Below are 24,503 nucleotides of genomic sequence, written 5' to 3'. Positions count from 1 at the left end.
GTTAACTATATGTAAGTCAGTTCTTACCTGTCAAAGGTACTTCGAATCTCGTTGTTTTAAGCTATAGTACTTCTGATCAGTTTTGCCTGTCTACTAACGAGTAGATCATACCACTTGTTCGATTTGTGACCCGAATCATCATTTAACGTACCTGGATCAAAACAATTATAATGTTACCAATATTGCAAAATTGGTAGAAAAATGGGTTTTATGCTTGTAAATTAGATTAAAAGCACAACGTAAGCTACGTCTGTAATCTACAAACATAAAACCCGGTTATACTGCGTAACGTATCAGAATGAGTACCGTAAGCCTAACTGCATCCGCCAGCGGGAGTTCAACTGAGAGTCGTTAAAAAATGTAGATTTCTGACTCGTGTCAAAGCTGTAGGTCGGTACGCCCTGGCTGTCGACTGACACGCCCAGCGGCTGGACCAGACCCGTGTAGGACGCAAACTGGCGAACACCCCAGTTGCTGTTGAGCAGGTTGCCGAAGTTGAGCACGTCCAGACTCAACTGAATGGTGTGTTTGTTGGGCAGGCTGTATTCCTGCAACACCCGGACATCCAGCGTCGAAAACCAAGGCGTGAACGACGCAAATTTTTCGGCTACCTGGCCGCGGTGGCGGCTCAGGTAGGCATCCTGCTCGATGTACGCCCGGAAGCCCGCCCGTTGCGCCGACTGCGCGGCATCGTTGCCGGAAAATTTCATGCTGTTCAGTTGGGCATCCGTGGGGATAAACAGCAGGTCGTTGTCGAAGGCCCCGTCGTTGTTGATATCGCCGGCGTAGGTGAAGCTGAACCGGCTGCCCTCGGTGTATTCGGTTAGGGCCGACACCGTAGTTGCCCAGCGCCCGCCGTAGGTGAAGCGCTTCGAGGCCGACGCTACGATCCGTTGGCGATTGCCGTAGGATGCCTGTCCCAGCACGGCCGTGTTAATATTGCCATAGGCCGGATTGCGAGCGTAGGCATCTGACGAGATTTCGGCGCTGAGGGAGGAGGCTTCCTGGGCCGCCAGGAAGTTATAGGCTGCACTTACGTAGAAGCCACTGGCCCATGTCCGCTGTACCTGAAGGCTCGTGTTAAACGAATAACCGAGGTCTGTATTGGTGAACACATACGCGTCAGTCTGACCACCAAACGCATTGACCGCCCGGTCGGAGGGGAGGTAGATGGGCCGTGCGCTGGGGTCCTGGAGCCGTCCGGTTGGGGTTTTGAGGCCATAGTTGCGCACAATCATCGCGTTGATGTCTTTGTTGTACATTACGTCGACGGAAGCAATCCAGCCGTTTTTAAACTTGTGGTCGTAGCCTAAACTGCTCTTCCATACCTGAGGGAACTGAAAGTCGGGCGCGGTAGTGCAGTAGAAGAAGAAACTGGGGTTAGCTACCTGGTTGCCAATCCATACGAACGGAAAACGACCCGTGAACACCCCCGTTCCGCCACGCAGTTTGCGGGTTCCGCTCCCGGTGATGTCGTAGTTAAAGCCAATGCGGGGAGAGAACAGGGGCGTCTGTTTCGGCAGGGTCAGTGAGTTCAGCTTAACCGGTTGGCCGTTCTCATCGTAATACTGGTTGTCGGGCTGGTAGTTGGCCTGGTTCCGGTCGATATTCTCCTGAATTTTTTGCTGTGTGTCAAAATAGAGTGGAATGTCCACTTTTACGCCGTAGGTCAGGTTCAGTTTGGGCGTTACGGCAAATTCATCCTGGGCATAAATTCCCCATTGGCCTACGTTGGTTTCGGCCAGTGCCCACTGTCCACGGGCGAAGGTAGCCCGGGCGTTGTCTACCGATGTTTTGAACGCGGCACTGTTGGCGGTCGTCACGAATTCCTGCACCGAGGCATAACCCGGGCCGAACGTACCGTCGTAGGCACCGAGGTTGAACGAGTTGTCGAAACTGAATTTTTCGAAGCTGGTACCGAGCGTAATCGTGTGCTTGTTGGCGTAAATGCTGAAGTTATCCGTAAACTGAAGTACGTCCTGATCGAGCCGGTTGTTGATCGAGAATGGTTCGTGGCCGGCCACAATGTACCGTACGCCCTCGCGGTTGATGTTTACGACCGGGAAGGGAGCCGAGAACGGATCGCGGCTGTCGCGGAAGGCCGTAAAACCCGCCTGTAATTTGTTCGAAAATTTCCCGTTGAAGTTGGAGTTCAATTCGATGATACCCCCGTTCAGTTTGTTGATGATCCGGTAGCCGGAACTGTAGAACTGCAGCGTCAGGAAGTCCGGGCCGCGCCGACCGAGCGCCGAAGGGTTGGCGGGTTTGTCCTTGAAGGCATCCAGGAAGTTGTAGATGATCGACAGTTTATGATTCTGGTTAATGTTCCAGTCCAGCTTGGCAATGCCTTTGCTGTTGCGGGTTTTATGCGTAAAATTTTCGTAAGGGCCCGTGTCGTAGTTGTACAACGTCCGCAACGTACTGGACACCAGTTCCAGATCGGCGGCCGTCACGCGCGATACGTTGGCACCCGTCAGTCCCGGCCGGGCCGCCACCCAGCCGTCGGTGCCCAGATCTGACCGGCGGTCAAACTCAGCGTTTACGAAGAAAAACAGCTTGTTCTTGACAATCGGCCCTCCGAGACTGAATCCGTACTGCGTCTGATTGGATTCCGGAACGATGATGTCGGTGCCTTTCACGCGCTTGCCCGTCAGATCCTGGTTGCGGTAGAAGCCGAAGGCGGTGCCGTGAAACTGGTTTGTACCGGACTTGGTGACGGCGTTGATGGCTGCGCCCGTGAAACCGGATTGCGTTACGTCGTAGGGGGATAAGGCTACCTGAATCTGATCGATGGCGTCGAGGGAGACCGGCTGCGCATCCGCCTGGCCGCCCGGTGTGGCTGCGTCCAGGCCGAAGGGGTTGTTGAATATAGCGCCGTTCAGCGAGAAGTTGTTGAATCGAAAATTCCGCCCGCCGAACGAACCGTCGCCACCCGACATGGGTGTCAGGCGGGTGTAGTCGAAGATTGACCGTTTGATGGTCGGTAACGTCCGGATCTGTTCGGCACCGATGTTGGTTTGTGCTCCCGTGCGGTTGTTGTTCAGTACGTCGTTGGCATCGGCCCGGATCGCTATCTCGGACAGCGTCTGCGATTCGCTGACCAGACGCGGGGTGAGCGGTAATTTCTGGCCAAGGCTCAAAAAGATGTTGTCGATGGTTTCGGTCTTGTAACCAACGTACGTAATGGTAATTTTATACGGCCCGCCCACGCGCATGTTAGCCAGTGTAAACTGGCCTTCCGGGCGGGTGGTAACACCGTATTGGGCTCCTGTGGGCTGGTGTATGGCCAGCACGGTAGCACCGGGAAGCCCCTGCCCGCTTTGGTCGGTAACAGTGCCGTAAACTGACGCGGTTGTCACCTGCGCACGCAACACGGCCGGGGCAATTGACAGTAAACCAAGTAAGTAGATGAAGAAACGCATAGATAGCTAGTTAACAGATGGTTAGGTACTTCCCATAAAGTTAACGCCTACTATTTTTGCGAAATGAACTGGCTTAGTTTATTCGTAAAGATTCCTTAATAAATCCTTGATGATTTATACGCACGTAGTACGTGCATTGAAGTCGGTCAAACGTCTATGGCTCAAATTGAATAATCAGCAGTATCATAACACTTACAGCGAATAACCGCCACCACCTGTTGAGGAGGTGAAGTAGTGATTGATTGTAGTTTAAACTAATGCCGCAGAGTACCCGGATCTGCGCAGATTAATCAGGTTGGTCTGCGTAAATCCGGGTACTCTGCGGCAAAAGATGTTACGTGTTCGAGACGGGCTGCGTGTTCGTTAACCTCGTTGCGGAGCGTTGTCGACTCCCTCCACATTATCGAACAGGGGGGCGTAGTCATCGGAGAGCGTCAGCATCAGTTTGTTGATTTCGCCCGCCGTGACCATCTGGCCCAGCAACTCCATAAACTGATGGGTATAACGCTTGCCGGTTTCATCGTCAACGTCGGCTTTGTCGGCCACCCGCTCATAAAACTCAGTAAGTTTAAAACGCTCGCCCTGATTGCGCTCCTCGGGATCTACCTCACGAATAATATCCAGCAGGGGAGCTGGTAACTGGGCACCCAGGTTGTCGGCCGCATTACCGGCCATGTGCTCAGTCAGCGTGTGCAGAAACGCCCGGGCGACGTTCAGCACCTCCTGTTCGGTTTGGACACCCAATCTCTCTTTGGCTGCGTGCAAAAATTCGGGATACTGCATAGTTGTCTGCGAATTGATCTATACGTAAGCAACTTCGTGTCCGTCCAGATGTTCCCAAATATTTTTTTACGACGTCCGGCAACCATCCTGAGCAAACGGGTATCCTATAGCTGTTTGTTGGCCTATATTTGTAAATAGGTAAGTACAGAGAGGTTTAACGTTTGAAAAATATATAAAAACAACAGATAAGTAAATAATTTATTGGAAGTGGGTATTAGTTAGCCAGGTACTTGTTACACACGCACAGGTTATGAGGTCATTCTGGTTGAAAGTCTTCATTGCGCTTGGGGCTTTGTTGTATTCCCCAGTCGTACAGGCTACGCATATGTATGGAGGGGACCTGAGCATGACGGCGGTCGGGCAGCAACCCGGTTTGTACCGGTTAACGGTTGTGTTCTTTACCCGCGATGGAATGAGCCCGGACCAGGCTAAAGCGGATGCTAAACTCGAAGTGTACAGCAAACGGTCTAATAAATTGATGGAGGTCATTCCCATACCTCAGCGTGAACGTATCGTTTTGCCGTACAGCAATCCAACCTGTAGTGATGCCTGGAAGAAGGGGCTTGCTATGTTCCGGTACTACGATACCCACCGCTTTGATGTCAGTCGCTACACTGATCCGGAGGGCTATTACATCATCATAGGCTGGGGAGCCCGTGTGTATACCATTACGAACCTTGCCAATTCAATCGGGTTGTTAGACGTACTTTATCTGGAGTTTCCGCCACTAAGTCAGAATGGAGCGCTCTTCAACAACTCATCGCCGGTATTTAGAAGCCCGGTCAGTGATTTTGCCTGCGTCGGTAAGCCCTATAAGGCGTCGTTTGGCGCAGTCGATGCGGATGGAGACAGACTCCGTTACTCGTTTGTGACTCCGGCCAAACATTACCGCATCCGACCCGCAGGCGACCCGCTCATACCCGTTGATTGGGCACCCGGTTACTCGCTGACAAACCTGATGCCCGGCAGACCAACTCTCACCATCAATCCCACGACAGGCGAGGTAAGTGTGACACCAACGGCCCTCGGTATGTATCTGTTTACAGTGCAGTGCGAAGAGTACCGTAACGGCCGACGCATTGGCCTGACCCGACGGGATTTCCTGCTGCCAGTGGTCGACTGCCGACGTCCAGCCGTACCGGTGCCGGTCGTGACAAACCGAGGACAGCCCACAACCACTGTCCAGCTTTGCGACGGGCAGTCGGATACCTTACGTACCGAGCCGGGCTCCGGGTGGAGTTACCAGTGGCTGCGGAATAATCAGTTGATCAGCGGGGCCACGAAGCCGTTTCTGGTTATCCAGAATCCGGGCGAATACAGGGTGGTTCGTAGTAATACGCGGGAGTGTGTCAGTGATGCAACCTCGGCAATCATACGGGTACAGACTGGGGAGTCGCCAAAGATTGATCTGGTTCCGGATGCTGATCCGGTGCAGTGCGAGGGGCGGACCGTTACGTTGCAGGTGACGCCGACACCCACTGCCCAATACGAGTGGAAACGGGACGGTCAGCCGCTGGCAAATACCTCCACCCGGCAACTGACGGTTCGGGAGAGCGGGCAGTATGCGGTTTTTGTCCGAACGGCCGGTTCTGGCTGTATCGGGAAAGATACCCTGACGGTGCGGTTCAACCCGAAGCCAACGGCGACGTTGTTGGTTGATAAAAACGATTACTGCGAGGGCGATACGGCCTATCTGCGCCTTGCCGACAGCACGGCCGGACAGACATGGCAATGGTTCAGGGATGGTCAGTTACAGCCCGGCCTGACAAGTGCCGCCGTATTCGTACAGGCAGGGGGAACGTATCAGGTGAACGTGACCAACCGGTATGGGTGCAGTACGTTGTCAAATCCCGGAACGCTGACGTTCTGGCCCCTTCCGGCGGTTCGGTTCGATTCAGTCCCGCCGGTATGTGATGTGGCTGCCGGCCCTGTTCGTTTGCAGGCCGAACCCACGGGCGGGGTCTTCAGTGGGGTGGGAGTGGACGGAGCGGTTTTTCACCCCAATCGGGCGGGCGTTGGTATTCACCCGGTGACGTACACGGTTGTCAGCGACCGTGGCTGTGAGGCCCGGCAAACCCGCATCGTGCCGGTAAGTCGCCAGATTGAGCTACATCTGGCACCCGTAGTGCGGATCGATCGATACGACAGCATAGCCCTGCCGCTGGTAAGTTCCGTCGATGTATTGACGTACCAATGGACACCGCCAACCGGGCTGAGCCGAACCGACGTACTGTCGCCCATCGCCAGTCCGGATTCAACGACTACGTACGAGGTTACGGCCTCTGATGGAGTGGGTTGTCAGGCATTCGCCAGCATACGGGTTGAGGTGGTTACGCCCCTGCACATTCCTACGGCGTTCAGTCCCAATGCCGACGGCGTAAACGATGTCTGGGAGATACGTAACCTGGACCGGTTTCCGCAACTGGAAGTAAGCGTCTTTGACCGCTGGGGGCACGTCATCTTTTGGTCAAACGGCTACAAAACCCCCTGGGATGGCTTTCACCGGGGAGAAATTGTTCCCCCCGGGCTCTATCCGTATGTAATCAGAGCGGGTGATGCCGGAACGTTCCGCGGACAGGTAACCGTCTTATACTAGAGCAGCTTTTTCCGTCAGCATTTTCTGAAACCAGCGACCGGACGCCTTGACGATGCGTTGCTGGTTGCGGTAGTTGACGTACACCAGTCCGAACCGGGGACGGAAGCCTTCGGCCCACTCGAAATTGTCCAGAAACGTCCAGACGAAATAGCCCTCTACGGGCGCTCCTTCCTGTTTAGCCCGGAGTACGTTGGCGAGATAATCCTCATGGTACCTGATCCGCTGGGCATCGTACACTTCGCCGTTATAAACTGAGTCGTAGAAAGCCGCGCCACTTTCGGAAATGATGATCTTTTTAACGCCGTCGTACTGGGCAAACTGCTTGATGATCCGGTACATGCTCTCGGGATAAACTTCCCAGCCCATCTCGGTGATCAGGGGAACCTGTCGGCGGTTGGGCGTTACTTCGGCGGCCCAGATGTAGGGCGCAAAAAACGATCCTTCGACTACGGCCCGGAAGTAATGCTGCAACCCAATGAAATCGAAGTCAAATGCCAGCTTTTCGCGGTCGCCGGATTGTGTGTATTTCTTGATCTTCTCCAGAAACGGCAGGGTCTCCATGGGGTACCCCAGCCCAAGAGCCGGTTCAACAAATAGCCGGTTCATCAACGCATCGACACGCATAGCAGCCGCCTGGTCGCGGGCCGACGTAGTAAACGAATCAATCGGTGAGCAAGAGAACGTAGTGCCGACCTGTGCGTCAGGAACATTCTGCCGAACCATACGTCCTCCTTCAGCCTGGGCCAGGGCGGTATGATGCACCGCGGGCAGGAAGTTCCAGAAACCCCGCCGTCCGGGGGCGTGCCAGCCCGCAAAATACCCGAGGGCTGTGTACACCAGCGGTTCATTCAGGACAATCCAGTGCTTGACCTTGTGGCCGAACGCTTTGGTGCAGATATCGACAAACTCGGTAAACCAGCTAACCACCTGCCGGTTGGTCCAGCCGCCTTTAGCTTCGAGCGCCTGGGGTAAATCCCAGTGGTAGAGGGTTATCCAGGGGGTCATGCCAAGCGATAAGCATTTGTCGATCACCCGGTCGTAGAAAGCCAGTCCGGCTTCATTGATAAAGCCGCCCTGCTGGGGGCCGGCCCCGTTGGGCAGAATCCGTGACCACGACAGGGAAAACCGGAACGCATTAAAGCCGAGTTCTTTGTTCAGGAGGAGGTCGGCTTCATAGCGGTTGTAGAAATCGCAGGCGACATCGCCGGTTTCGCCGGTTTTAATTTTTCCTTTCTGGCGGCAGAAGGTATCCCAGATGGAAGGGCCGCGCCCATCAACGTCGACGGCACCTTCGATCTGATAAGCGGCTGAAGCGGTTCCCCAGACAAAGTCGGGGCCGAACTCATGTTTCATGCGAATCAATTAGGGCGTTGCACACGAAGCAACTGCCAGGCTAAATCAGTGTGTGCTATCAGGTTTGATGAATCCGCTGAGCTAATCCAGCGTAGTCCGTATCAAACGTACAAACGATAATACCGGAATGTTGGTTATTCTGATTCTGTAAACGGATAAAGCCGTTCCGATTGAACGTTAACAAACAGCGGTTACGTGTTGTTGACTCCACCAATACCTGATCGTTAGGAATGCCCTGTCCCGCTGAGCCAATTTGTTGCATTGTAACTAGTAGCTGAGCTTGTTCGGCGCGGGACATACGGGCCAGTAATTGCTGTGATTCCTGAATATTGGTGCTCATGTAGCAAAGGTACAGCCATTTACATATTCCGCCGATACTGCCCGCCTACGGCGTACAAGGCCCGCGACAATTGCCCCAGCGAACAGACCTTGGTCGCTTCCATCAGGCTTTCGAACAGGTTGCCGTTGGCCAGGGCAGTCTTCTGTAAGTGTTGCAGGGCCACCTCGGCCTCCGTACGGTGTCGTTCCTGGAATGCCCGGCACGACACGACGGCGTAGCGTTTCTCAGCGTCGGTCGAGCGAATGACCTCCGCCGGAATGACTGTCGGCGAACCTTTCGGATCGAGGAACGTATTGACGCCGATGATGGGTAACTGGCCGTTGTGCTTCAGCGTCTCGTAGTACATCGACTCTTCCTGAATCTTGCTCCGCTGGTACATCCGCTCCATCGCCCCCAGAACACCACCGCGCTCGTTAATGGCCAGAAACTCCTGGTACACGGCTTCTTCGACCAGATCAGTTAATTCGTCTACGATGAACGCGCCCTGAAGCGGGTTCTCATTTTTGGTCAGGCCAAACTCGCGGTTGATGATGAGCTGAATGGCCATGGCCCGGCGTACCGATTCTTCCGTTGGGGTAGTGATCGCTTCGTCGTAGGCGTTGGTATGCAGCGAGTTGCAATTGTCGTAGATGGCCAGCAACGCCTGAAGCGTAGTGCGGATGTCGTTGAAAGCAATCTCCTGGGCGTGCAGGCTCCGGCCCGACGTCTGGATGTGGTACTTCAGCTTCTGCGATCGGTCGTTGGCGCGGTACTTGTGTTTCATCGCCTTGGCCCAGATTCGGCGGGCTACCCGCCCCAGCACCGTGTACTCCGGGTCCATGCCGTTCGAGAAAAAGAACGACAGGTTGGGCGCAAAATCATCGACATTCAGGCCGCGGCTGAGGTAATACTCCACGAACGTAAAGCCGTTGGCCAGCGTAAAGGCCAGTTGCGAAATGGGATTAGCGCCCGCTTCGGCAATGTGGTAACCGGAGATTGATACCGAATAGAAATTCTGCACCCGGTTCTGGGTAAAATATTCCTGAATGTCCCCCATCATTTTCAGGGCAAACTCCGTCGAGAAAATACAGGTGTTCTGCGCCTGATCCTCTTTTAAAATGTCAGCCTGCACCGTACCGCGCACCTTGCGTAATGTATCGGCTTTGATTTTCTCGTACACGTCCCGGGGCAGCACCTTGTCGCCGGTCGTACCGAGCAGCATCAGGCCAAGCCCATCGTTGCCGTCGGGCAGTGGGCCCTGATAGCGTGGGGCCTGGGGCGAGGGGCTAAGGTTGGACAACGCATCGTTTACCCCCGGCCCCAAGCCCTCTGCCCTTAACCAAAGCTCGCACTGCTGGTCGATGGCTGCGTTCAGGAAGAAGCCAAGCAGCATCGGCGCGGGACCGTTGATGGTCATGGATACGGACGTGGCCGGATCGCAGAGGTTGAAGCCGGAATACAGCTTCTTGGCATCATCAAGGGTACAGATACTGACGCCGGAGTTGCCAACTTTCCCGTAAATATCGGGCCGGTAGTCGGGATCTTCGCCGTAGAGGGTCACCGAATCAAAAGCCGTCGACAGCCGCTTGGCGGGCATGTTCTTCGAGACGTAGTGGAATCGTCGGTTGGTCCGTTCAGGTCCGCCTTCACCGGCAAACATCCGGGTTGGGTCTTCGCCTTCGCGCTTGAGCGGGAACACACCAGCTGCGTAGGGAAACTCACCCGGTACGTTTTCCGTCAGCAGCCACCGCAGAATGTCGCCCCAATCATTGTATTTCGGTAGGCTCACTTTTGGAACCTTTAGGTGCGACAACGTTTCGGTGTACAGCGGTAGCCGGATCACTTTGTCACGCACTTTGTATTCGTAAAAGTCGGCCGTGTAGCGTTTTTGCATCTCGGGCCACGCTTTCAGCAACGCCCGGCAGTCGGGGTGCAGGCGGGATTCGAGTTCGGTGTAAAGTTGCTGCAACTCAGCACTCAGCGGGGAGGTCTGGTTATCCGCAGAGGTTAATACCTGCAATGTGCCGTCAATCTGATACAACTGCCGGGCGAGGGCCGTCTGTTCGTGGACAAACTCATCGTACCGGCGGCTTTCTTCCACGATCTCGGCCAGGTACCGGATTCGATCAGCGGGGATAATGGCCTGGGGGCTAGAGCGAAGGGCTTGGGGCTTGGGGCCTGGGGCTTGGGAATCTCCTTCGCCCCCGGCCCCAAGCCCTTCGCTGTCAGCCTTACGCGCTAAGCGTTGGATGAGCAGGGCAAACAGCGTGTTCATCCCGGCATCATTAAACTGGGCCGCAATGGTACCGACAATCGGCAGGTTTTCGTCGGGCGTATCCCACAAATTGTGGTTCCGGCGGTATTGCTTCCGAACGTCGCGCAGGGCATCCAGCGACCCTCGCTTGTCGAACTTGTTGATAGCGATTACGTCGGCGAAGTCGAGCATATCGATTTTTTCCAACTGCGTAGCCGCACCGTATTCGGCCGTCATCACGTACAGGCTCACGTCGGAGTGTTCCGTAATTTCGGTGTCTGATTGCCCAATACCCGAGGTTTCGACAATGATCAGGTCAAAATGGGCGGCTTTGCACACATCAATGGCGTCCTGTACGTGTTTGCTCAGCGCCAGGTTCGACTGACGGGTAGCCAGCGATCGCATATACACCCGACTATTATTGATGGCATTCATGCGAATGCGGTCGCCGAGCAGGGCGCCACCCGTTTTGCGTTTCGACGGATCAACGGAGATGATGGCCAGCGTCTTGTCGGGATACGTCCGCAAAAACCGCAGTACCAGTTCATCCACCAGCGACGATTTCCCCGCGCCCCCCGTACCGGTAATGCCCAGGACAGGGGAGGGAGAAAAGGAGGAAAGGGAGTTTTTTCGGAATGTTTCCGGATCGTTCTCGGCGGTTGTGATCAGCCGGGCAATCAGGTTTACGTCTTTTGTTTCGGGCAGTTTTTTTAGCTGACCGTTCATGTCCCACAGTTTCGTCGGAAAGTCGCACTTCCGCAGCAGGTCGTTGATCATGCCTTGCAGACCCATCGACCGGCCGTCGTCGGGCGAGTAGATGCGCGTGATACCGTGGGCGTGCAGTTCGTCAATTTCGGTTGGCAGGATGGTGCCACCACCCCCGCCAAAAACCTTGATATGGCCGGCTCCCCGTTCGCGGAGCAGATCGTACATGTATTTGAAAAACTCGACGTGCCCGCCCTGGTAGCTGGTCACGGCAATTCCCTGTACGTCTTCCTGAATGGCGCAGTCGACGATTTCGGCCACCGATCGATTATGGCCCAGATGGATCACCTCCGCCCCGGACGATTGCATGATCCGGCGCATGAGGTTAATGGCCGCATCATGGCCGTCGAACAGCGAAGCGGCCGTAACAAGGCGGATTTTATGAACGGGTTGATACGGTTTGGTTTCCTGAATAGTCATCGGTATTGAGTCAATATTTTCCTGTTGATGAAGTAGACTACGTCGTACCAAAGTTACGAAGCAAAACCGAAAGGGCTTTCATCCCATTCAGGCTGGCTTTCGTCCCATAGTTTCAGTGGTTGTCCCCATTTTTTTGCGGGAGGGCGAGGGTCTCCTGTAGTTTTAATGCCGTAACCAGGACGAAACACGCCTTATCATGAAAAAGCTAATAGCTACCGCCTTACTCCTCGCCGGATCGTTGACCCCGGCGGTGCAGGCCCAGGACAAAGCCTTGCTGTATGAAGTAACCGGACCGGGACTGACCAAACCCTCGTATTTGTATGGTACGTTCCATCTGGTTTGTCCGACTGATCTCAAAATAACCGACGCTATGCAGAAGGCGTATGCCAATACGCAGCAGGTTTATCTGGAACTGGACCTCGACGATCCGGCGCTGATGGGGAAGATGCAGAAAATGATGACGCTAAGCGACGGCAAAACCATTAAGGATTTGCTGAAACCAGACGATTATACGGTACTGGACAATTACCTGAAACAACGCATGAACATGAACCTGACGCAGGTCGGAACGCTGAAACCGTTTGGCCTGATGTCGCTCATGTACATGACTCTGCTCAAGTGCCAGCCCCAATCCTACGACCTGACGTTTGCGCAGATGGCCGCCAAGGATAAGAAGGAGGTCCTCGGGCTGGAAACCCTGGAGGCTCAGATGGCGGCTATCGAGAAAATGCCGATGGAAACTCAGCTCAAGGCGCTGGTCGACATGGCCCGAAAACCCGACGAAGCCTCGCAGGAGTTCACCGAATTTCTGGCGGCTTACAAGGCTCAGGACGTAGCCAAACTCATGGAATCCATCAAAACCAGCCAGTTTGGGGGCGGTATGGCTGAGTTTGAAGATGATCTGCTGAACCGGCGGAATCAGAACTGGATTCCGGTAATCGAAAAAGCGGCCCGTGACAAACCAACCTTGTTTGCCTTTGGTGCCGGGCACCTGGGTAACGAAAAAGGGGTCATTAACCTGCTTCGGCAGAAAGGATACACGGTGACGCCGGTGAATTAGAGTTTGAGGTTAGTGGTTTGTAGTTTGTTGACGCAGTAGTGTTGACGCAGTAGTGCTGACGCATCAGTCCCGGCGGGGAACCGCAACTACAAACCACTAACCTCAACCTACTTTTTAAACGTCAACGCCTTGACCGGCTGAATGCGGTTGATGATCAGGGTAGGAATCCAGAGAACCAACGCAATCAGCAACACCGCACCGAGGTTGAGCAGCAGAATAGTTGGCCAGTTCCAGGCGATGGGAACAAACGTGACAAAGTAATTTTTCGGGTCGAGGGGTACCAGTCGGAACTGCCACTGCAACCAGCACAGCCCCAGACCCATCAGGTTGCCCAGCAGCAGCCCCCAGCCTACCATGCTCAATCCGATGTAAAGAAACATGCGCCGGATGAGCGCATTGACGCTGCCGAGGGCCTTCAGCATACCAATCATGGGAATGCGTTCCATCATCAGCACCAGCAGCACGGATACCATGTTGAAGCTCGCGACAAAGGCAATCAGCGTCAGCAGGATGGCCGTATTGCGGTCGAGCAGCACCATCCAGTCGAACAGCGGGCGGTACTGGTCCGTGACACGGGTCAGGCGCATATCCGGCGACAGCGCATTGAATACGTTGGCCGCCGTCGGGTCCAACTGGCTGAAATCATTTACGAAAATCTCGTAGCTACCGACCGAATCGGCACTCCAGCGGTTCAGGCGCTGAATCAGCCGGATGTCGCCGAGCGCAATCGTTTTGTCTACCTCTTCCAGTCCCGTTTCATAAATGCCCACAATGGTCATCTTCCGGGCGCGGGGCGGATTGCCCAGAAAATACATCGGAATGCTCTGCCCAACTTTAGCCCGCAGTTGATTGGCCATGTACTGGCTGATGAGCAGTTGGGTTGAATAGCCGGTTTCGCGGGCGGCTGTATCGGTGCGGAAGTTGGGCACGTTGCCCGCCACCAGCGATTCGCGCAGCAGGTTCCAGTCGTAATCCTGTCCGACGCCCTTCAGCACAACGCCCGATAGCTCATCGCTGGTCTTCAGGATGCCGGCTTTCAGCGCCACGCCCTGGATGTGCCGAACTCCCGGAATCTGATTGCCGGTTCGGAACAGTGCCGTATTGGTCGACAGCGGAGTTTCTTCAAAGGATAAATTATTCGTGAACTTCGAGATCTGAATGTGAGCCCCGAAGACGAAAATCTTCTGCTGAATGGTTTGCTTGTAACCATACAAAATACCGAAAGCCGCAATCAGGACCGCCAGCCCAACGGCAATGCTGATGATACCGACGCGGGTAACGGTAGAGGAAAAACTACCCTCGGGCGCATGACGAACCCGGCGAGCCAGAAAAACAGGAACGTTCAAGGAAACTGTTGATTAGCGTTGGGCAAATCTAACGGATACAACACAGAAGTAACGCAGAAACGAGGGCACCCGCCTAAAAAGGCTGATCTTTTTGTTGTTGCTACGGATCGCTACCGAACGAAAAGAGAGTATTTCATAACCAGGAGGCTGGGGAACATCGGAGTCCGATATGATTTGCCACAACACCTGTTTATTTTAGCTGGTAAAAACTACGTTATCCGAATGAGAATCCGGCTGTATCTGGTGCTGTTGCTGATTGGACTGGTATCGTTGCCTGAGAACGGGCAGGCTCAGCAAATCGCCCGGATTGATAGTTTACCCGCTACTGGATTACTCATTCGTACGGGCTGGCGGTGGCACTCCGGTGATAATCCGGCCTGGGCAAAGCCCGATTTTGACGACAGTCGCTGGGATTCCAGCAAACCGTTTCAAAGCATTACCAGTGTTCCCGCGTTTGAAAAGTCGCCACTGGGTTGGTTTCGGCTGACGTTTGCACTGGATTCGGCCGTGGCGCAGCAGACGCTTTCGCTACATCTGAATCAGGTAGGTGCCTCGGAAATTTATCTGGATGGTACGTTGTTCCGGCGGCTGGGAACGGTAGGGGCCAGTTACGACCAGCAACAGGCGTACACGCCCAAAACCTGGGAGCGCTATTTGCTGCCATCGCTCTCGGCGGGAAAACACGTACTGGCCGTCCGTCTGTCGCAGCATAGACCACCCTGGTACGTACCCAAACGGTTTTACTTAACGGGGCCGATCTTTTTGGCCCGACTGGTACCCACCAGCGGACTGATCGAAGAGATTGCGAGCCATCTTTACGTCAGTACAATCGCCAACTACATCGTCGTCGGCGTCTTTTTGCTGCTGAGTGTCATTCACTTTCTCTACTACGCGTACCGACGGCAACGGACGAATCTGATTTTTGCCGTGGCTATGCTGCTTGGGACGTATAGCCTTACGCTGACGGACGTACTGGCGGTGGAAAGTAATACGGAACTCGCCGACTGGGTGTCGTTTTGCGCCGGTATGGTCGTGATGTTCTTCATTTCGTTGTTGCTGGCCTCTTATTACGCTTATCTGAAGCAGCCGTTTGGCTGGTGGTTCTGGAGTCTGACTACGGCGTTGGTCGTATCACGCATTTGTGTTGACTACCTGGGGCCGGAGCTTGGACTCAACCTGCTTAACAGCCTGCTGTTGATCCTGATGATTCTGGAAGGTATACGCGTTAGTCGGCTGGCAGTGCGCAGTCGTCGGGCCAATGCCCAATTGCTGTTGTCGACTATCCTGATCATGCTGGCCATACTTCTGGTTGGGGCGCTGATAAGCTATTGGTTGTCCAGTAGCTTACCCCAGTACAGCCCTTACATAAGCAACGTAATAAATCTTCTGTTTTTTATGGCGTTGCCTGTTGGATTTGCCATTCTGCTGGCCCGCGACCACGCGCAGACAAACCAGAAGCTGGAAGAGCGGCTGGCTGAGATCGAGCAGCTTTCGGCCGAAAAAGAATCGATTCTGAAGGAACAGAACGAAAAACTTGAACGGCAGGTAGCCGAACGGACCGCCAAGCTGACGCAATCTCTGGCCGAATTACACGACACGCAAGAACAACTGATTCAGCGCGAAAAAATGGCGTCGCTGGGGGAGCTGACGGCCGGTATCGCCCACGAAATCCAGAATCCGCTGAACTTCGTCAACAACTTCGCCGACGTATCGGTCGAACTGGTGGCGGAGCTGAAAGAGGAAGCCGAAAAAGGAACGCAACGGGACAGTGAGCTCGAAGCTGAACTGCTGACGGACCTGGAGCAGAATCTGACCAAAATCAGCCAGCACGGGAGCCGGGCCGCGGGGATTGTTCGCAGTATGCTCGACCACACCCGAACCAGCGCTGGGCAATCGGAACCGGTCGATCTGAACGCCCTCGTCGACGAATTTCTGCGGCTGGCCTACCACGGAATACGAGCCCAGGATAAGCACGGTTCGACCGGTCCGCCGGAGCACTTCAATGCACAGCTCGTAACCCAGTATGATGACAGCCTGGGAACGGTCACTGTCGTGCCGCAGGACATCGGCCGGGTGTTGCTCAATCTGTTCAACAACGCGTTCCACGCCGTTCGGGAACGGGCCGCCAAAGAGCCGGCAGGTTATACCCCAACTGTGTCTGTCAGTACCTCTCGATCGGGCAATACCGTGGTTATTGATGTACGGGATAATGGATTTGGTGTGCCCGAAGGCATTAGAGAAAAGATATTTCAGCCTTTTTTTACTACCAAACCAACTGGACAGGGGACAGGACTGGGGCTATCGTTAAGTTACGATATCATTACCAAAGGGCATAGAGGTACGTTGTCGCTGGAATCCACCGGCTCCACCGGAACCACCTTTCGTATTCGGCTGCCTGTCAACTGACGAATTCCCAATCTGATTGCGAAATGCACTTTATGAAACACTTCATTATCACGCTCTGCCTGCTAAGTCAACTCGCCGTTGCTCAATCAAAATCTGCCCTTCAAACCGGAGCCGAACAAACGAATCTTTATCTGCCGTCGATACGGGGTAAACGCGTCGGAATGGTGGTCAATCAAACCTCAATCATCGGTCGTCGTCATCTGGTCGATAGCCTGAAAGCCCTCGGGATTACCATCAAGACGATATTTGCTCCCGAACATGGTTTCCGCGGACAAGCCAGCGCCGGCGATAAGATTGCCGATGGCCGCGACCCCCGGACCGGCATTTCGATCATTTCACTGTACGGGAAAAACCTCAAACCGACCCCCCAGCAGCTCGATTCGCTTGATGTGATTCTGTTTGACATTCAGGATGTGGGGGCTCGCTTTTATACTTACATCAGTACCCTTCACTACGTAATGGAGGCCTGCGCCGGGGTGAACAAACCGCTGATCATTCTCGACCGGCCGAATCCGAACGGCCACTACGTCGATGGACCGGTTCTTGATCCAAAGTTCAAATCCTTTGTCGGGATGCATCCCATTCCCATTGTCCACGGGCTGACGGTCGGCGAACTGGCCCGGATGATCAACGGAGAAAACTGGCTGGGTGGGGGTAAAAACTGCCCGCTGACGGTAATCCCGGTGAAAGGCTACACGCACCAGACGGCTTACGAGCTGCCCGTGGCGCCGTCGCCTAACTTGCCGAACCGGCAGGCTATTCTGCTCTATCCGTCACTTTGTCTGTTCGAGGGAACGGTCGTCAGTGTGGGGCGCGGTACGGACAAACAGTTTCAGGTGATCGGGTCGCCCAATCCGAAAAACGGTACGTTTCAGTTTACGCCTGTCGATAAGCCGGGGGCCATGAACCCGCCCAATGAAGGGCAGGTCTGCTACGGCCTGGATCTGACAAAAGTCGACGCCCGGAAGCTGGGGTTTACGCTGAAATACGTTATTGATTTCTACAACAAAGCGCCTGATAAGGACAAATTCATACTCGGGACTAATTTTATCGATAAGCTGTACGGGAGCGACCAGCTCCGGCTTCAGCTCAAGGCAGGCGTATCGGAAGCCGACATTCGAAAAAGCTGGCAACCGGCTCTGGATGCCTACAAAACAATCCGTAAGAAATACCTGCTGTATCCGTAAGCCGTCGGTAGCGGACAGAATCGGCCTTGTCGGCTAATAAAAGCCAACAATTCTGTTCAACAGACCGTTTCGTCGATTCAGGTTGAATAAAATCACCGAATGCCACCGCTATACCGGACATGTGGCTATGTTTGCCTGTTTTGTTGACCATACCTACGTGCGACTCTTCATTCTGACGCTGTTAGCGATTCTTTGCCGGTCCCTGCCGAGTCAGGCTCAGGTCACGCTCGACCAATGGCCGGCTCCGTTGCAGTTGTATCCGCGCGACCAGAATAGCCAGTGTTCGGTCAGCATCACCGGCCGCGCATCGTCCGCAACCATTACGGCCGTTTCGCTGGTCGTGCTGCGGAACCAGCAGCGGTATCGCTACGAACGCGTCCCCGTTGAGTCCAATACGGGGCGGTTTGGTTTTAAGCCGGTTATCAAAGCCGAACTGGCTGAGTATAGCTTTCAACTCTTCGCGCATCGCGCCCCGGTCAATCCGGCGGTCAATGGACTGTCGTCGGTGGGGGATTCCATACGGGTGGCTGTTCGGGACAGTATTGTTTGTGGGGACGTATTTCTGATCATGGGGCAGTCAAACGCGGTGGGCGGGTCCGATCCGAATCCGTACCGCAATGAGTTCTGCCGTTCGTTCGGCGTAAACCGCCCCGGCACGCCCTACAATCCGGCCGATACGGCCTGGTGCCTGATCAATACCAACGAAGGGCTAAACAGCCTGTGGGGTGTTGAACTCCAACGGTTAATAAAAGAGCAGCACGGTATTCCAACGGCCGTTATTAATGGGGCCGCTCCTTCGACTACCATCGGGGAACACACCATGCGGACGGAAGGCCGGCCTGCTGACTTGACTACGCTTTACGGGCGGCTGTTGTACCGGGTACGAAAAGCGGGGGTGGCCGACCGGGTGCGGGCCATGATCTGGCGGCAGGGCGAGGCCGAAGCGCAGGGCAATCCGGGGGCGTATATGCAGTGGTTTCCACAACTTTATAAACACTGGAAGCTGGATTATCCAAACCTCCAGAAAGTGTATCATTCGCAGTTAAACCTACTGACTGATCCGGTGCTGGGGGCTGGAGAACTGCGGGATTTTCAGCGTCGGTCCAAACAGATTTTTCCCGACAACCAGCCCATTGCTACGGTCGGACTGGCGGCCTACAACGGGGTCCATTTCGGCAATGAGGGGTACCGACAGTTCGGGCGGGAGCTGTTTCGCCTGGTAGCCCGCGACTTTTACGGCTCCACGGATACGAGCAATATAGAATCGCCGGACATCCAGCGTATTTTCTTTCGCACGCCCGCCCGCGATGAACTGGTGCTGGAATTTAATCCGGGGCAGATGATGCGGTGGCAGGCCGATACGACGCTGGTGAACCCGGCCAACGGGAACCGGTCACAACTGGCTTTGCCCTTGTTCATGTATACCGATTATCCGGGTGGAGAAGCTAATTTTATTCAGTCCGCGACGGAGCAGGGCAACCGTATCATTCTGAAACTGAAGAAGCCGATGTACGCCCAAACCCTGACGTACCTGCCCTCGTACTACCAGGACGGGCAGCTTGGCTACTTTGCAGGGCCGTTTATCCAGAACCGCCGGGGTATGCGGGCGCTGACGTTCTTCCGGGTACCGATTGCGGCTCCGTTGCCGGTTGCGACCGATTTGCAGGCGGTGGCCGTTGATACCAGCTACGTCCGGCTGAGCTGGAACCAGCCCGTCGATGAGGTGGAGCAGTGGCTGGTCGAGCGTGCCGACAGTACGGACCAGTTCCGGCCAATTGCTACGCTGTCGGGTTCCGTGCTGACGTATGATGACCCCCGGCGTTCGCCCGGTCAGGCTACCGAAAGTTTGCGGCTCGACGCGCTTTACCAGTACCGGGTGCGGGCACTAAGCCGACGAGCCGAAGCCGACTATTCGCCCGTGGTAACGGCTTCGCTGCGGCTGGTGCTGGGGCTGGACGAACACGAAGGAGTAGCGCGGGTGTATCCCAATCCCGCCAGCGACGAGGTGCGGATCGAAGTACCGGTCGGCTGGGCGGGCGCTCCTGTCCGGCTTACGCTGACCGACGCGACCGGCCGGGTTGTCTGGCGTCGTTCCGAGCGGGTTACGGGCGGGGAACCGCTCGTGTTGGCGTCGGTGAAGGATTTACCGACCGGGGCGTATCTGCTGGCGGTGGAGCATCGGCAGGCGGTTCTGCGCTGCCGATTGGTGGTGGGTCGTTGAGATTGTTGAGCCACGTATCGAAAAATGCCCTAACTTTGCATTTTGGATACCTATCATGGCCACCGAACAAATTCTGATTCTAGATTTTGGTTCGCAGTATACCCAATTGATCGCTCGCCGGGTCCGCGAACTGAACGTTTACTGCGAGATTCATCCGTATAATCACCTCCCCGAAATTACCTCAGCTGTTAAGGGCATTATTCTCTCCGGAAGTCCGTCTTCTGTGCGGGATGCCGATGCGCCAACAGTCGACCTGAACGCGCTACGCCACCAGGCACCGGTGCTCGGCCTCTGCTACGGGGCTCAGCTTATGGCACAGTCGAGTGGGGGTGAAGTAAAACCCTCGTCGATTCGTGAATACGGACGGGTAAAACTGGGTACCGTCAATGATCAGAATCCGCTGTTGCACGGCATCGATCAGCACTCGCAGGTCTGGATGTCGCACGCGGACACAATCATGACCGTTCCCGATAATTTCAACGTCATTGCGTCAACGGATACGGTACGCGTTGCTGCTTTTCAGATTGAAGGCGAACAGACGTACGGCATTCAGTTTCACCCTGAGGTGACGCATTCACTACAGGGGAAAGTACTGCTCAGGAACTTTGTGGTCGACATCTGCGGCTGCTCCCAGAGCTGGACCGCCGATTCGTTTGTTGAATCGACTGTTGCGCAGTTAAAAGAAAAACTGGGTGATGATAAGGTCGTGATGGGCCTGTCGGGGGGCGTCGATTCGTCGGTTGCGGCCACGCTCATCCACCGGGCTATCGGCGCGAATCTCTACTGCATTTTTGTCGATAACGGCGTTCTGCGCAAAGACGAGTTTGAAGACGTTCTGGAAAGCTACAAAGAACTCGGGCTGAACGTAAAAGGGGTCGATTCCAAACAACAGTTCTACGGTGCTCTGACCGGCCTGACCGATCCGGAAGCAAAGCGGAAAGCCATCGGCAAAACATTCATCGACGTATTCGATCAGGAAGCCCATCTGATCGAGGACGTATCGTGGCTGGGGCAGGGTACTATCTACCCCGATGTTATTGAATCCGTTTCGGTAAAAGGCCCGTCGGCTACCATTAAATCTCACCACAACGTAGGCGGGCTGCCCGATTTCATGAAGTTGAAGGTTGTGGAGCCGCTGAATACGCTCTTCAAAGACGAGGTGCGGGCGGTTGGTAAGACACTAGGCTTACCCGACACGATTCTGGGTCGCCATCCGTTCCCCGGGCCGGGCTTAGCCATCCGGATTCTGGGCGACATCACGGCTGAGAAAGTACAGATTCTGCAGGAAGTGGACGCGTTGTTCATTAACGGACTGAAGCGCGAGGGATTATATGATAAGGTCTGGCAGGCCGGTGCTATCCTGCTGCCGATTCAGTCGGTGGGCGTCATGGGTGATGAGCGGACCTACGAGCGGGTCGTGGCACTACGCGCCGTTACGAGCGTCGACGGTATGACCGCCGACTGGGCGCACCTGCCGTATGAGTTCCTGGCCGACATCTCCAACGAGATCATCAACAAGGTCAAGGGCGTTAACCGCGTCGTGTACGATATTTCATCGAAACCACCTGCTACGATCGAGTGGGAGTAGGTCGGTTGAGTTCAGGGACGGGCACCTGTCCATGAGACGGATGCCAAACTATTGGTCTTACAATCTGTGTTATAGTAAATACTGATAACAGGAGACAAAACCAAGTAAAGGTATGGATGCAGTGAATAAGCCATTACGTGGTATGGCAATTGTGCGCAAATTATTGGAGGTAAAAGAGCAGGAGCAAAAAGCCTCAAAAGAGAATTATCGTAGTAACCCGGAGGTGCGGGCTATTATTGATGATTTAAAGCAGCGAAATGCCCAACGACGCATCAGCCGATAGGTACGAGTTCAGCTTTGTCGGTGGCAGACAGAACTCGTACTTTTTTGTAACAGAACACGAGGTTGTGTACGAAATCAAATTCGTGCCGTCAGGTTACTTGTTCGAGTCTCGTCCTGAATTAGTTATTCAGGCTTTCGAGATGATTATTTCGGTAGTAGACAAGCCAATTACTGGCCGTTTACCTGCGGGTCCGCTAACGGCAACTACAATTCATACCATTTTCTACGATTTTTTTCATTCCAAGGAGCAGGTCATTGTTTTTGTATGTGATTGTTCTGATGGTAGACATACCGCGCGTGCTCGAAAATTTACGTCCTGGTTTTATACTGACATTCGACCACATATGGCAAAATTTGACAGGGCTATTCCAGACGGTGAGCGAATTGCGTTGATTTCTATTATTCTTCATGATCAGCATCCGAATCTTGCCGATGTTTTAGACGTTTTCTACGAATTAGATCAGGATAATAAATGAAGTGGTCGGCCGCGTGACGCGGCCGACCACTTCATTTAACAGCAAGAGACCAGCTATTAAGTAAGACAGGTAAGCACAAAAAGGTGATCTTTTGATGATCAACAAGCCGGAAATCCGGTTCTTACCAGGGACTTATCCCCGTTTCCGGGGCGTTGTCATCGCTGAAAAACTGGCCCGTTGGACCATCCGGACCTAACATGGCGGCTTTTACCAGACGGGCAGCCGCATCGGGCACGGTTCCCGGACCACTGTGGTGATTGAAATCGGTGGCAGTGTAGCCAGGATCAACCGCATTTACCTTAAACGGAGTATCGCGCAGTTCGTAGGCCAACACAATTGTATAGGCATTCAGGGCTGCTTTAGATGATGTATAACAGGCACCTTTTACATCATAATATTTCCAGGAAGGGTCACTGTGCAGCGTGAGTGATCCGAGGCCGGACGTAACGTTAACGATCCTTGGCTCTGTTGACTGGTTCAGCAGGTCCATAAAGGCCTGCGTCGTTTCAATTGCTCCGAAAAAGTTGGTTTCGAGCACTTGCCGGAACATTGTAATATCAGCACTGACCGCTGTTTGAGGGAACCCGCCACTGATACCCGCATTATTGATTAGTACGTCCAGTACGTTGGTTTTCTGACCAATCGTTTCCCGGGCGGATTTTATGGAGTCTGGATTATCAACGTCAATCGTTATGGGTTCAACGTTGGTAAATCCTTCCGATTTCAGTTGATCGACCGCCTGCTGACCTTTTTGCAGATCGCGGCTGCCCAGATAAACGTAGTACCCCTTCTGTAGCAACTGTCTGGCTGTTTCGAAGCCGATGCTTTTGTTGGCTCCCGTGATGAGTGTTGTCTTCATTTTCCTTTTTGTTTGACAACACAAAGCTACTGCGCCCGTTGCGCCCGACCGGAACACATCCATCGGTATTAATGGTACATTTCACGGATGGTAGTCCGGTAGTCGGCTGGTGTTACGCCGGTTTCGCGTTTAAAGAAGCGGGTAAAGTAGGAAGGGTCCGAAAAACCCAGGTCAAAAGCGATCTCCTTGGCCGAATGTTGGGTATGAAAGAGCAGGCGTCGGGCTTCCAGTACCAGTCGCTCGTGGATGTGGGTGATGGCTGGTTTGCCGCTTTGCGCTTTCACTACCTCGCTCAAATGCCCGGCCGACAAATTAAGCAACGAAGCGTACTCACCAACTTCGTGCAGGTCGCGGAAACATTCGTCGATTTTAGCCTGGTATTTTTTTACCAACAGTTTGTCGGCCGACGGTTCATCGCTTTTGAACTGCTCCGTATACAACCGACTCAGGTAGGTGATCAGGACCGTCAGATACGCGGCCAGCATACGTTGTTGCCACTCGCCGTGCTGTTGATACTCAGCGTAGAGTTTTTCCAGCGTATCGTTTACAAAAGCCACATCGGCCTCCGTGAGCAACAGTTCATGACCGTTTTGCGGATTCTGAATTAACGGCAGTTTGGATAAGGCGACATTTTCCTGCAAGGCCAGAAATTCGGTCGTGAAAGCAATACCAGTGCTCCAGAACGGTTTAGGGTCTTCTTTTACAACTAGCTGGTTCGGCCCGAAGAAATAGACTGTGTTTGCTTTAGTTACGTAGGGCGTCATATCCACCCAATGACGACCATTTCCACGCTGTACAAAAACAAGCAGGTAGTAGTTCTTTCGATGCGGTGTCAGAAGGTCCGACTGGTGCGTCAGCGTCCCTTCAAACCGGGCCATACTGAATAATGTACCGCCTAGTACAGGGTCTTGCTCTAATGTGTATGTCGGGACCGGCTGGTTATGGGTACGTACAATCATGGCTTAAAACTAAAACTAGAGTCTGGGATTGATTTCTGGTTTTAAACTTTTCTTAATTGAAATACCGGCAAATCAAACGTGCTTGACTTTATGAATCTACGCTACGATTGAATAATAATAACGTTACAACAGGAACAAAGCCTGACTGAGAAAAGTAACCGGGCTTCGGGTATTACCGTTCACTCAAAACAATTTATATGACATTGC

Annotated in this window: 16 protein-coding genes; 8 read left to right on the top strand and 8 right to left on the bottom strand. The window is 54.0% G+C overall.

The window, feature by feature from the left end; translation table 11 throughout:
- Nucleotides 1–293: 293 nt before the first annotated feature.
- A complete protein-coding gene (locus tag BN8_RS17905; RefSeq protein ID WP_009283329.1) occupies nucleotides 294–3,422 on the bottom strand; it encodes a TonB-dependent receptor in 3,129 nt (1,042 codons plus the stop codon).
- A gap of 363 nt (nucleotides 3,423–3,785) precedes the next feature.
- Entirely contained in the window at nucleotides 3,786–4,205 is a 420-nt protein-coding gene (locus tag BN8_RS17900) for a DUF2267 domain-containing protein (RefSeq protein WP_009283328.1), read from the bottom strand.
- Between the two features lie 250 nt (nucleotides 4,206–4,455).
- On the opposite strand from BN8_RS17900, the gene BN8_RS17895 reads away from it, so the two are divergent.
- Complete coding sequence (locus BN8_RS17895) at nucleotides 4,456–6,801, top strand: T9SS type B sorting domain-containing protein (RefSeq protein WP_009283327.1); 2,346 nt, start codon at nucleotides 4,456–4,458, stop codon at nucleotides 6,799–6,801.
- Here BN8_RS17895 and BN8_RS17890 read toward each other — a convergent pair.
- Genes BN8_RS17890 through BN8_RS17880 form a run of 3 tightly spaced genes read right to left on the bottom strand, consistent with a single transcriptional unit; the run spans nucleotide 6,793 to nucleotide 11,912 of the window.
- Entirely contained in the window at nucleotides 6,793–8,154 is a 1,362-nt protein-coding gene (locus BN8_RS17890) for a GH1 family beta-glucosidase (protein ID WP_009283326.1), read from the bottom strand. The genes BN8_RS17895 and BN8_RS17890 overlap by 9 nt on opposite strands.
- Before the next feature lie 58 nt (nucleotides 8,155–8,212).
- Entirely contained in the window at nucleotides 8,213–8,494 is a 282-nt protein-coding gene (locus BN8_RS17885) for a DUF5615 family PIN-like protein (RefSeq protein ID WP_051041097.1), read from the bottom strand.
- Between the two features lie 19 nt (nucleotides 8,495–8,513).
- Complete coding sequence (locus BN8_RS17880) at nucleotides 8,514–11,912, bottom strand: methylmalonyl-CoA mutase family protein (RefSeq protein ID WP_009283324.1); 3,399 nt, start codon at nucleotides 11,910–11,912, stop codon at nucleotides 8,514–8,516.
- Nucleotides 11,913–12,108: 196 nt separating this feature from the next.
- On the opposite strand from BN8_RS17880, the gene BN8_RS17875 reads away from it, so the two are divergent.
- The gene (locus BN8_RS17875; protein WP_009283323.1) at nucleotides 12,109–12,972 is read left to right on the top strand and encodes a TraB/GumN family protein; all 864 of its coding nucleotides are present in this window, start codon (nucleotides 12,109–12,111) and stop codon (nucleotides 12,970–12,972) included.
- Between the two features lie 107 nt (nucleotides 12,973–13,079).
- Here BN8_RS17875 and BN8_RS17870 read toward each other — a convergent pair whose 3' ends face one another.
- Complete coding sequence (locus tag BN8_RS17870) at nucleotides 13,080–14,318, bottom strand: ABC transporter permease (protein ID WP_009283322.1); 1,239 nt, start codon at nucleotides 14,316–14,318, stop codon at nucleotides 13,080–13,082.
- Between the two features lie 222 nt (nucleotides 14,319–14,540).
- On the opposite strand from BN8_RS17870, the gene BN8_RS17865 reads away from it, so the two are divergent.
- The 6 genes from BN8_RS17865 to BN8_RS17845 all read left to right on the top strand — a co-directional run bounded on the left by BN8_RS17865 (nucleotide 14,541) and on the right by BN8_RS17845 (nucleotide 22,478).
- The gene (locus BN8_RS17865) at nucleotides 14,541–16,724 is read left to right on the top strand and encodes an ATP-binding protein (RefSeq protein ID WP_009283321.1); all 2,184 of its coding nucleotides are present in this window, start codon (nucleotides 14,541–14,543) and stop codon (nucleotides 16,722–16,724) included.
- Between the two features lie 23 nt (nucleotides 16,725–16,747).
- On the top strand, nucleotides 16,748–17,911 hold the full coding sequence (locus BN8_RS17860) for an exo-beta-N-acetylmuramidase NamZ family protein (protein ID WP_009283320.1): 1,164 nt from the start codon (nucleotides 16,748–16,750) through the stop codon (nucleotides 17,909–17,911).
- A 127-nt stretch (nucleotides 17,912–18,038) separates the two neighbouring features.
- Entirely contained in the window at nucleotides 18,039–20,132 is a 2,094-nt protein-coding gene (locus BN8_RS17855; protein ID WP_009283319.1) for a sialate O-acetylesterase, read from the top strand.
- A 55-nt stretch (nucleotides 20,133–20,187) separates the two neighbouring features.
- A complete protein-coding gene (gene guaA, locus BN8_RS17850; protein WP_009283318.1) occupies nucleotides 20,188–21,720 on the top strand; it encodes a glutamine-hydrolyzing GMP synthase in 1,533 nt (510 codons plus the stop codon).
- A gap of 112 nt (nucleotides 21,721–21,832) precedes the next feature.
- Nucleotides 21,833–22,003, top strand: a complete 171-nt coding sequence (locus BN8_RS33380; RefSeq protein ID WP_009283317.1) for a hypothetical protein — start codon at nucleotides 21,833–21,835, stop codon at nucleotides 22,001–22,003.
- Entirely contained in the window at nucleotides 21,978–22,478 is a 501-nt protein-coding gene (locus BN8_RS17845) for a DUF6169 family protein (protein WP_051041096.1), read from the top strand. The genes BN8_RS33380 and BN8_RS17845 overlap by 26 nt, the downstream gene beginning before the upstream one ends.
- A 121-nt stretch (nucleotides 22,479–22,599) precedes the next feature.
- Here BN8_RS17845 and BN8_RS17840 read toward each other — a convergent pair whose 3' ends face one another.
- Together BN8_RS17840 and BN8_RS17835 are read right to left on the bottom strand one after the other, a co-directional pair.
- Nucleotides 22,600–23,337: an SDR family oxidoreductase gene (locus BN8_RS17840; protein ID WP_040006221.1), complete on the bottom strand. Its 738-nt coding sequence runs from the start codon at nucleotides 23,335–23,337 to the stop codon at nucleotides 22,600–22,602.
- 68 nt (nucleotides 23,338–23,405) lie between these two features.
- A complete protein-coding gene (locus BN8_RS17835; protein WP_009283315.1) occupies nucleotides 23,406–24,296 on the bottom strand; it encodes an AraC family transcriptional regulator in 891 nt (296 codons plus the stop codon).
- Between the last annotated feature and the right edge of the window lie 207 nt (nucleotides 24,297–24,503).

The organism is Fibrisoma limi BUZ 3, assembly GCF_000296815.2.
GTDB lineage: Bacteria > Bacteroidota > Bacteroidia > Cytophagales > Spirosomataceae > Fibrisoma > Fibrisoma limi.
This window is presented reverse-complemented; position numbering and strand designations above follow the sequence as displayed.

Coding starts and splice junctions, on each gene's coding strand:
- BN8_RS17865 (WP_009283321.1), top strand. CDS start 14,541: ATGAGAATCCGGCTGTATCTGGTGCTGTTGCTGATTGGACTGGTATCG.
- BN8_RS17890 (WP_009283326.1), bottom strand. CDS start 8,154: ATGAAACATGAGTTCGGCCCCGACTTTGTCTGGGGAACCGCTTCAGCC.
- BN8_RS17835 (WP_009283315.1), bottom strand. CDS start 24,296: ATGATTGTACGTACCCATAACCAGCCGGTCCCGACATACACATTAGAG.
- guaA (WP_009283318.1), top strand. CDS start 20,188: ATGGCCACCGAACAAATTCTGATTCTAGATTTTGGTTCGCAGTATACC.
- BN8_RS17840 (WP_040006221.1), bottom strand. CDS start 23,337: ATGAAGACAACACTCATCACGGGAGCCAACAAAAGCATCGGCTTCGAA.
- BN8_RS17885 (WP_051041097.1), bottom strand. CDS start 8,494: ATGAGCACCAATATTCAGGAATCACAGCAATTACTGGCCCGTATGTCC.
- BN8_RS17845 (WP_051041096.1), top strand. CDS start 21,978: ATGCCCAACGACGCATCAGCCGATAGGTACGAGTTCAGCTTTGTCGGT.
- BN8_RS17860 (WP_009283320.1), top strand. CDS start 16,748: ATGCACTTTATGAAACACTTCATTATCACGCTCTGCCTGCTAAGTCAA.
- BN8_RS17855 (WP_009283319.1), top strand. CDS start 18,039: ATGTTTGCCTGTTTTGTTGACCATACCTACGTGCGACTCTTCATTCTG.
- BN8_RS17880 (WP_009283324.1), bottom strand. CDS start 11,912: ATGACTATTCAGGAAACCAAACCGTATCAACCCGTTCATAAAATCCGC.
- BN8_RS17895 (WP_009283327.1), top strand. CDS start 4,456: ATGAGGTCATTCTGGTTGAAAGTCTTCATTGCGCTTGGGGCTTTGTTG.
- BN8_RS17875 (WP_009283323.1), top strand. CDS start 12,109: ATGAAAAAGCTAATAGCTACCGCCTTACTCCTCGCCGGATCGTTGACC.
- BN8_RS17905 (WP_009283329.1), bottom strand. CDS start 3,422: ATGCGTTTCTTCATCTACTTACTTGGTTTACTGTCAATTGCCCCGGCC.
- BN8_RS33380 (WP_009283317.1), top strand. CDS start 21,833: ATGGATGCAGTGAATAAGCCATTACGTGGTATGGCAATTGTGCGCAAA.
- BN8_RS17900 (WP_009283328.1), bottom strand. CDS start 4,205: ATGCAGTATCCCGAATTTTTGCACGCAGCCAAAGAGAGATTGGGTGTC.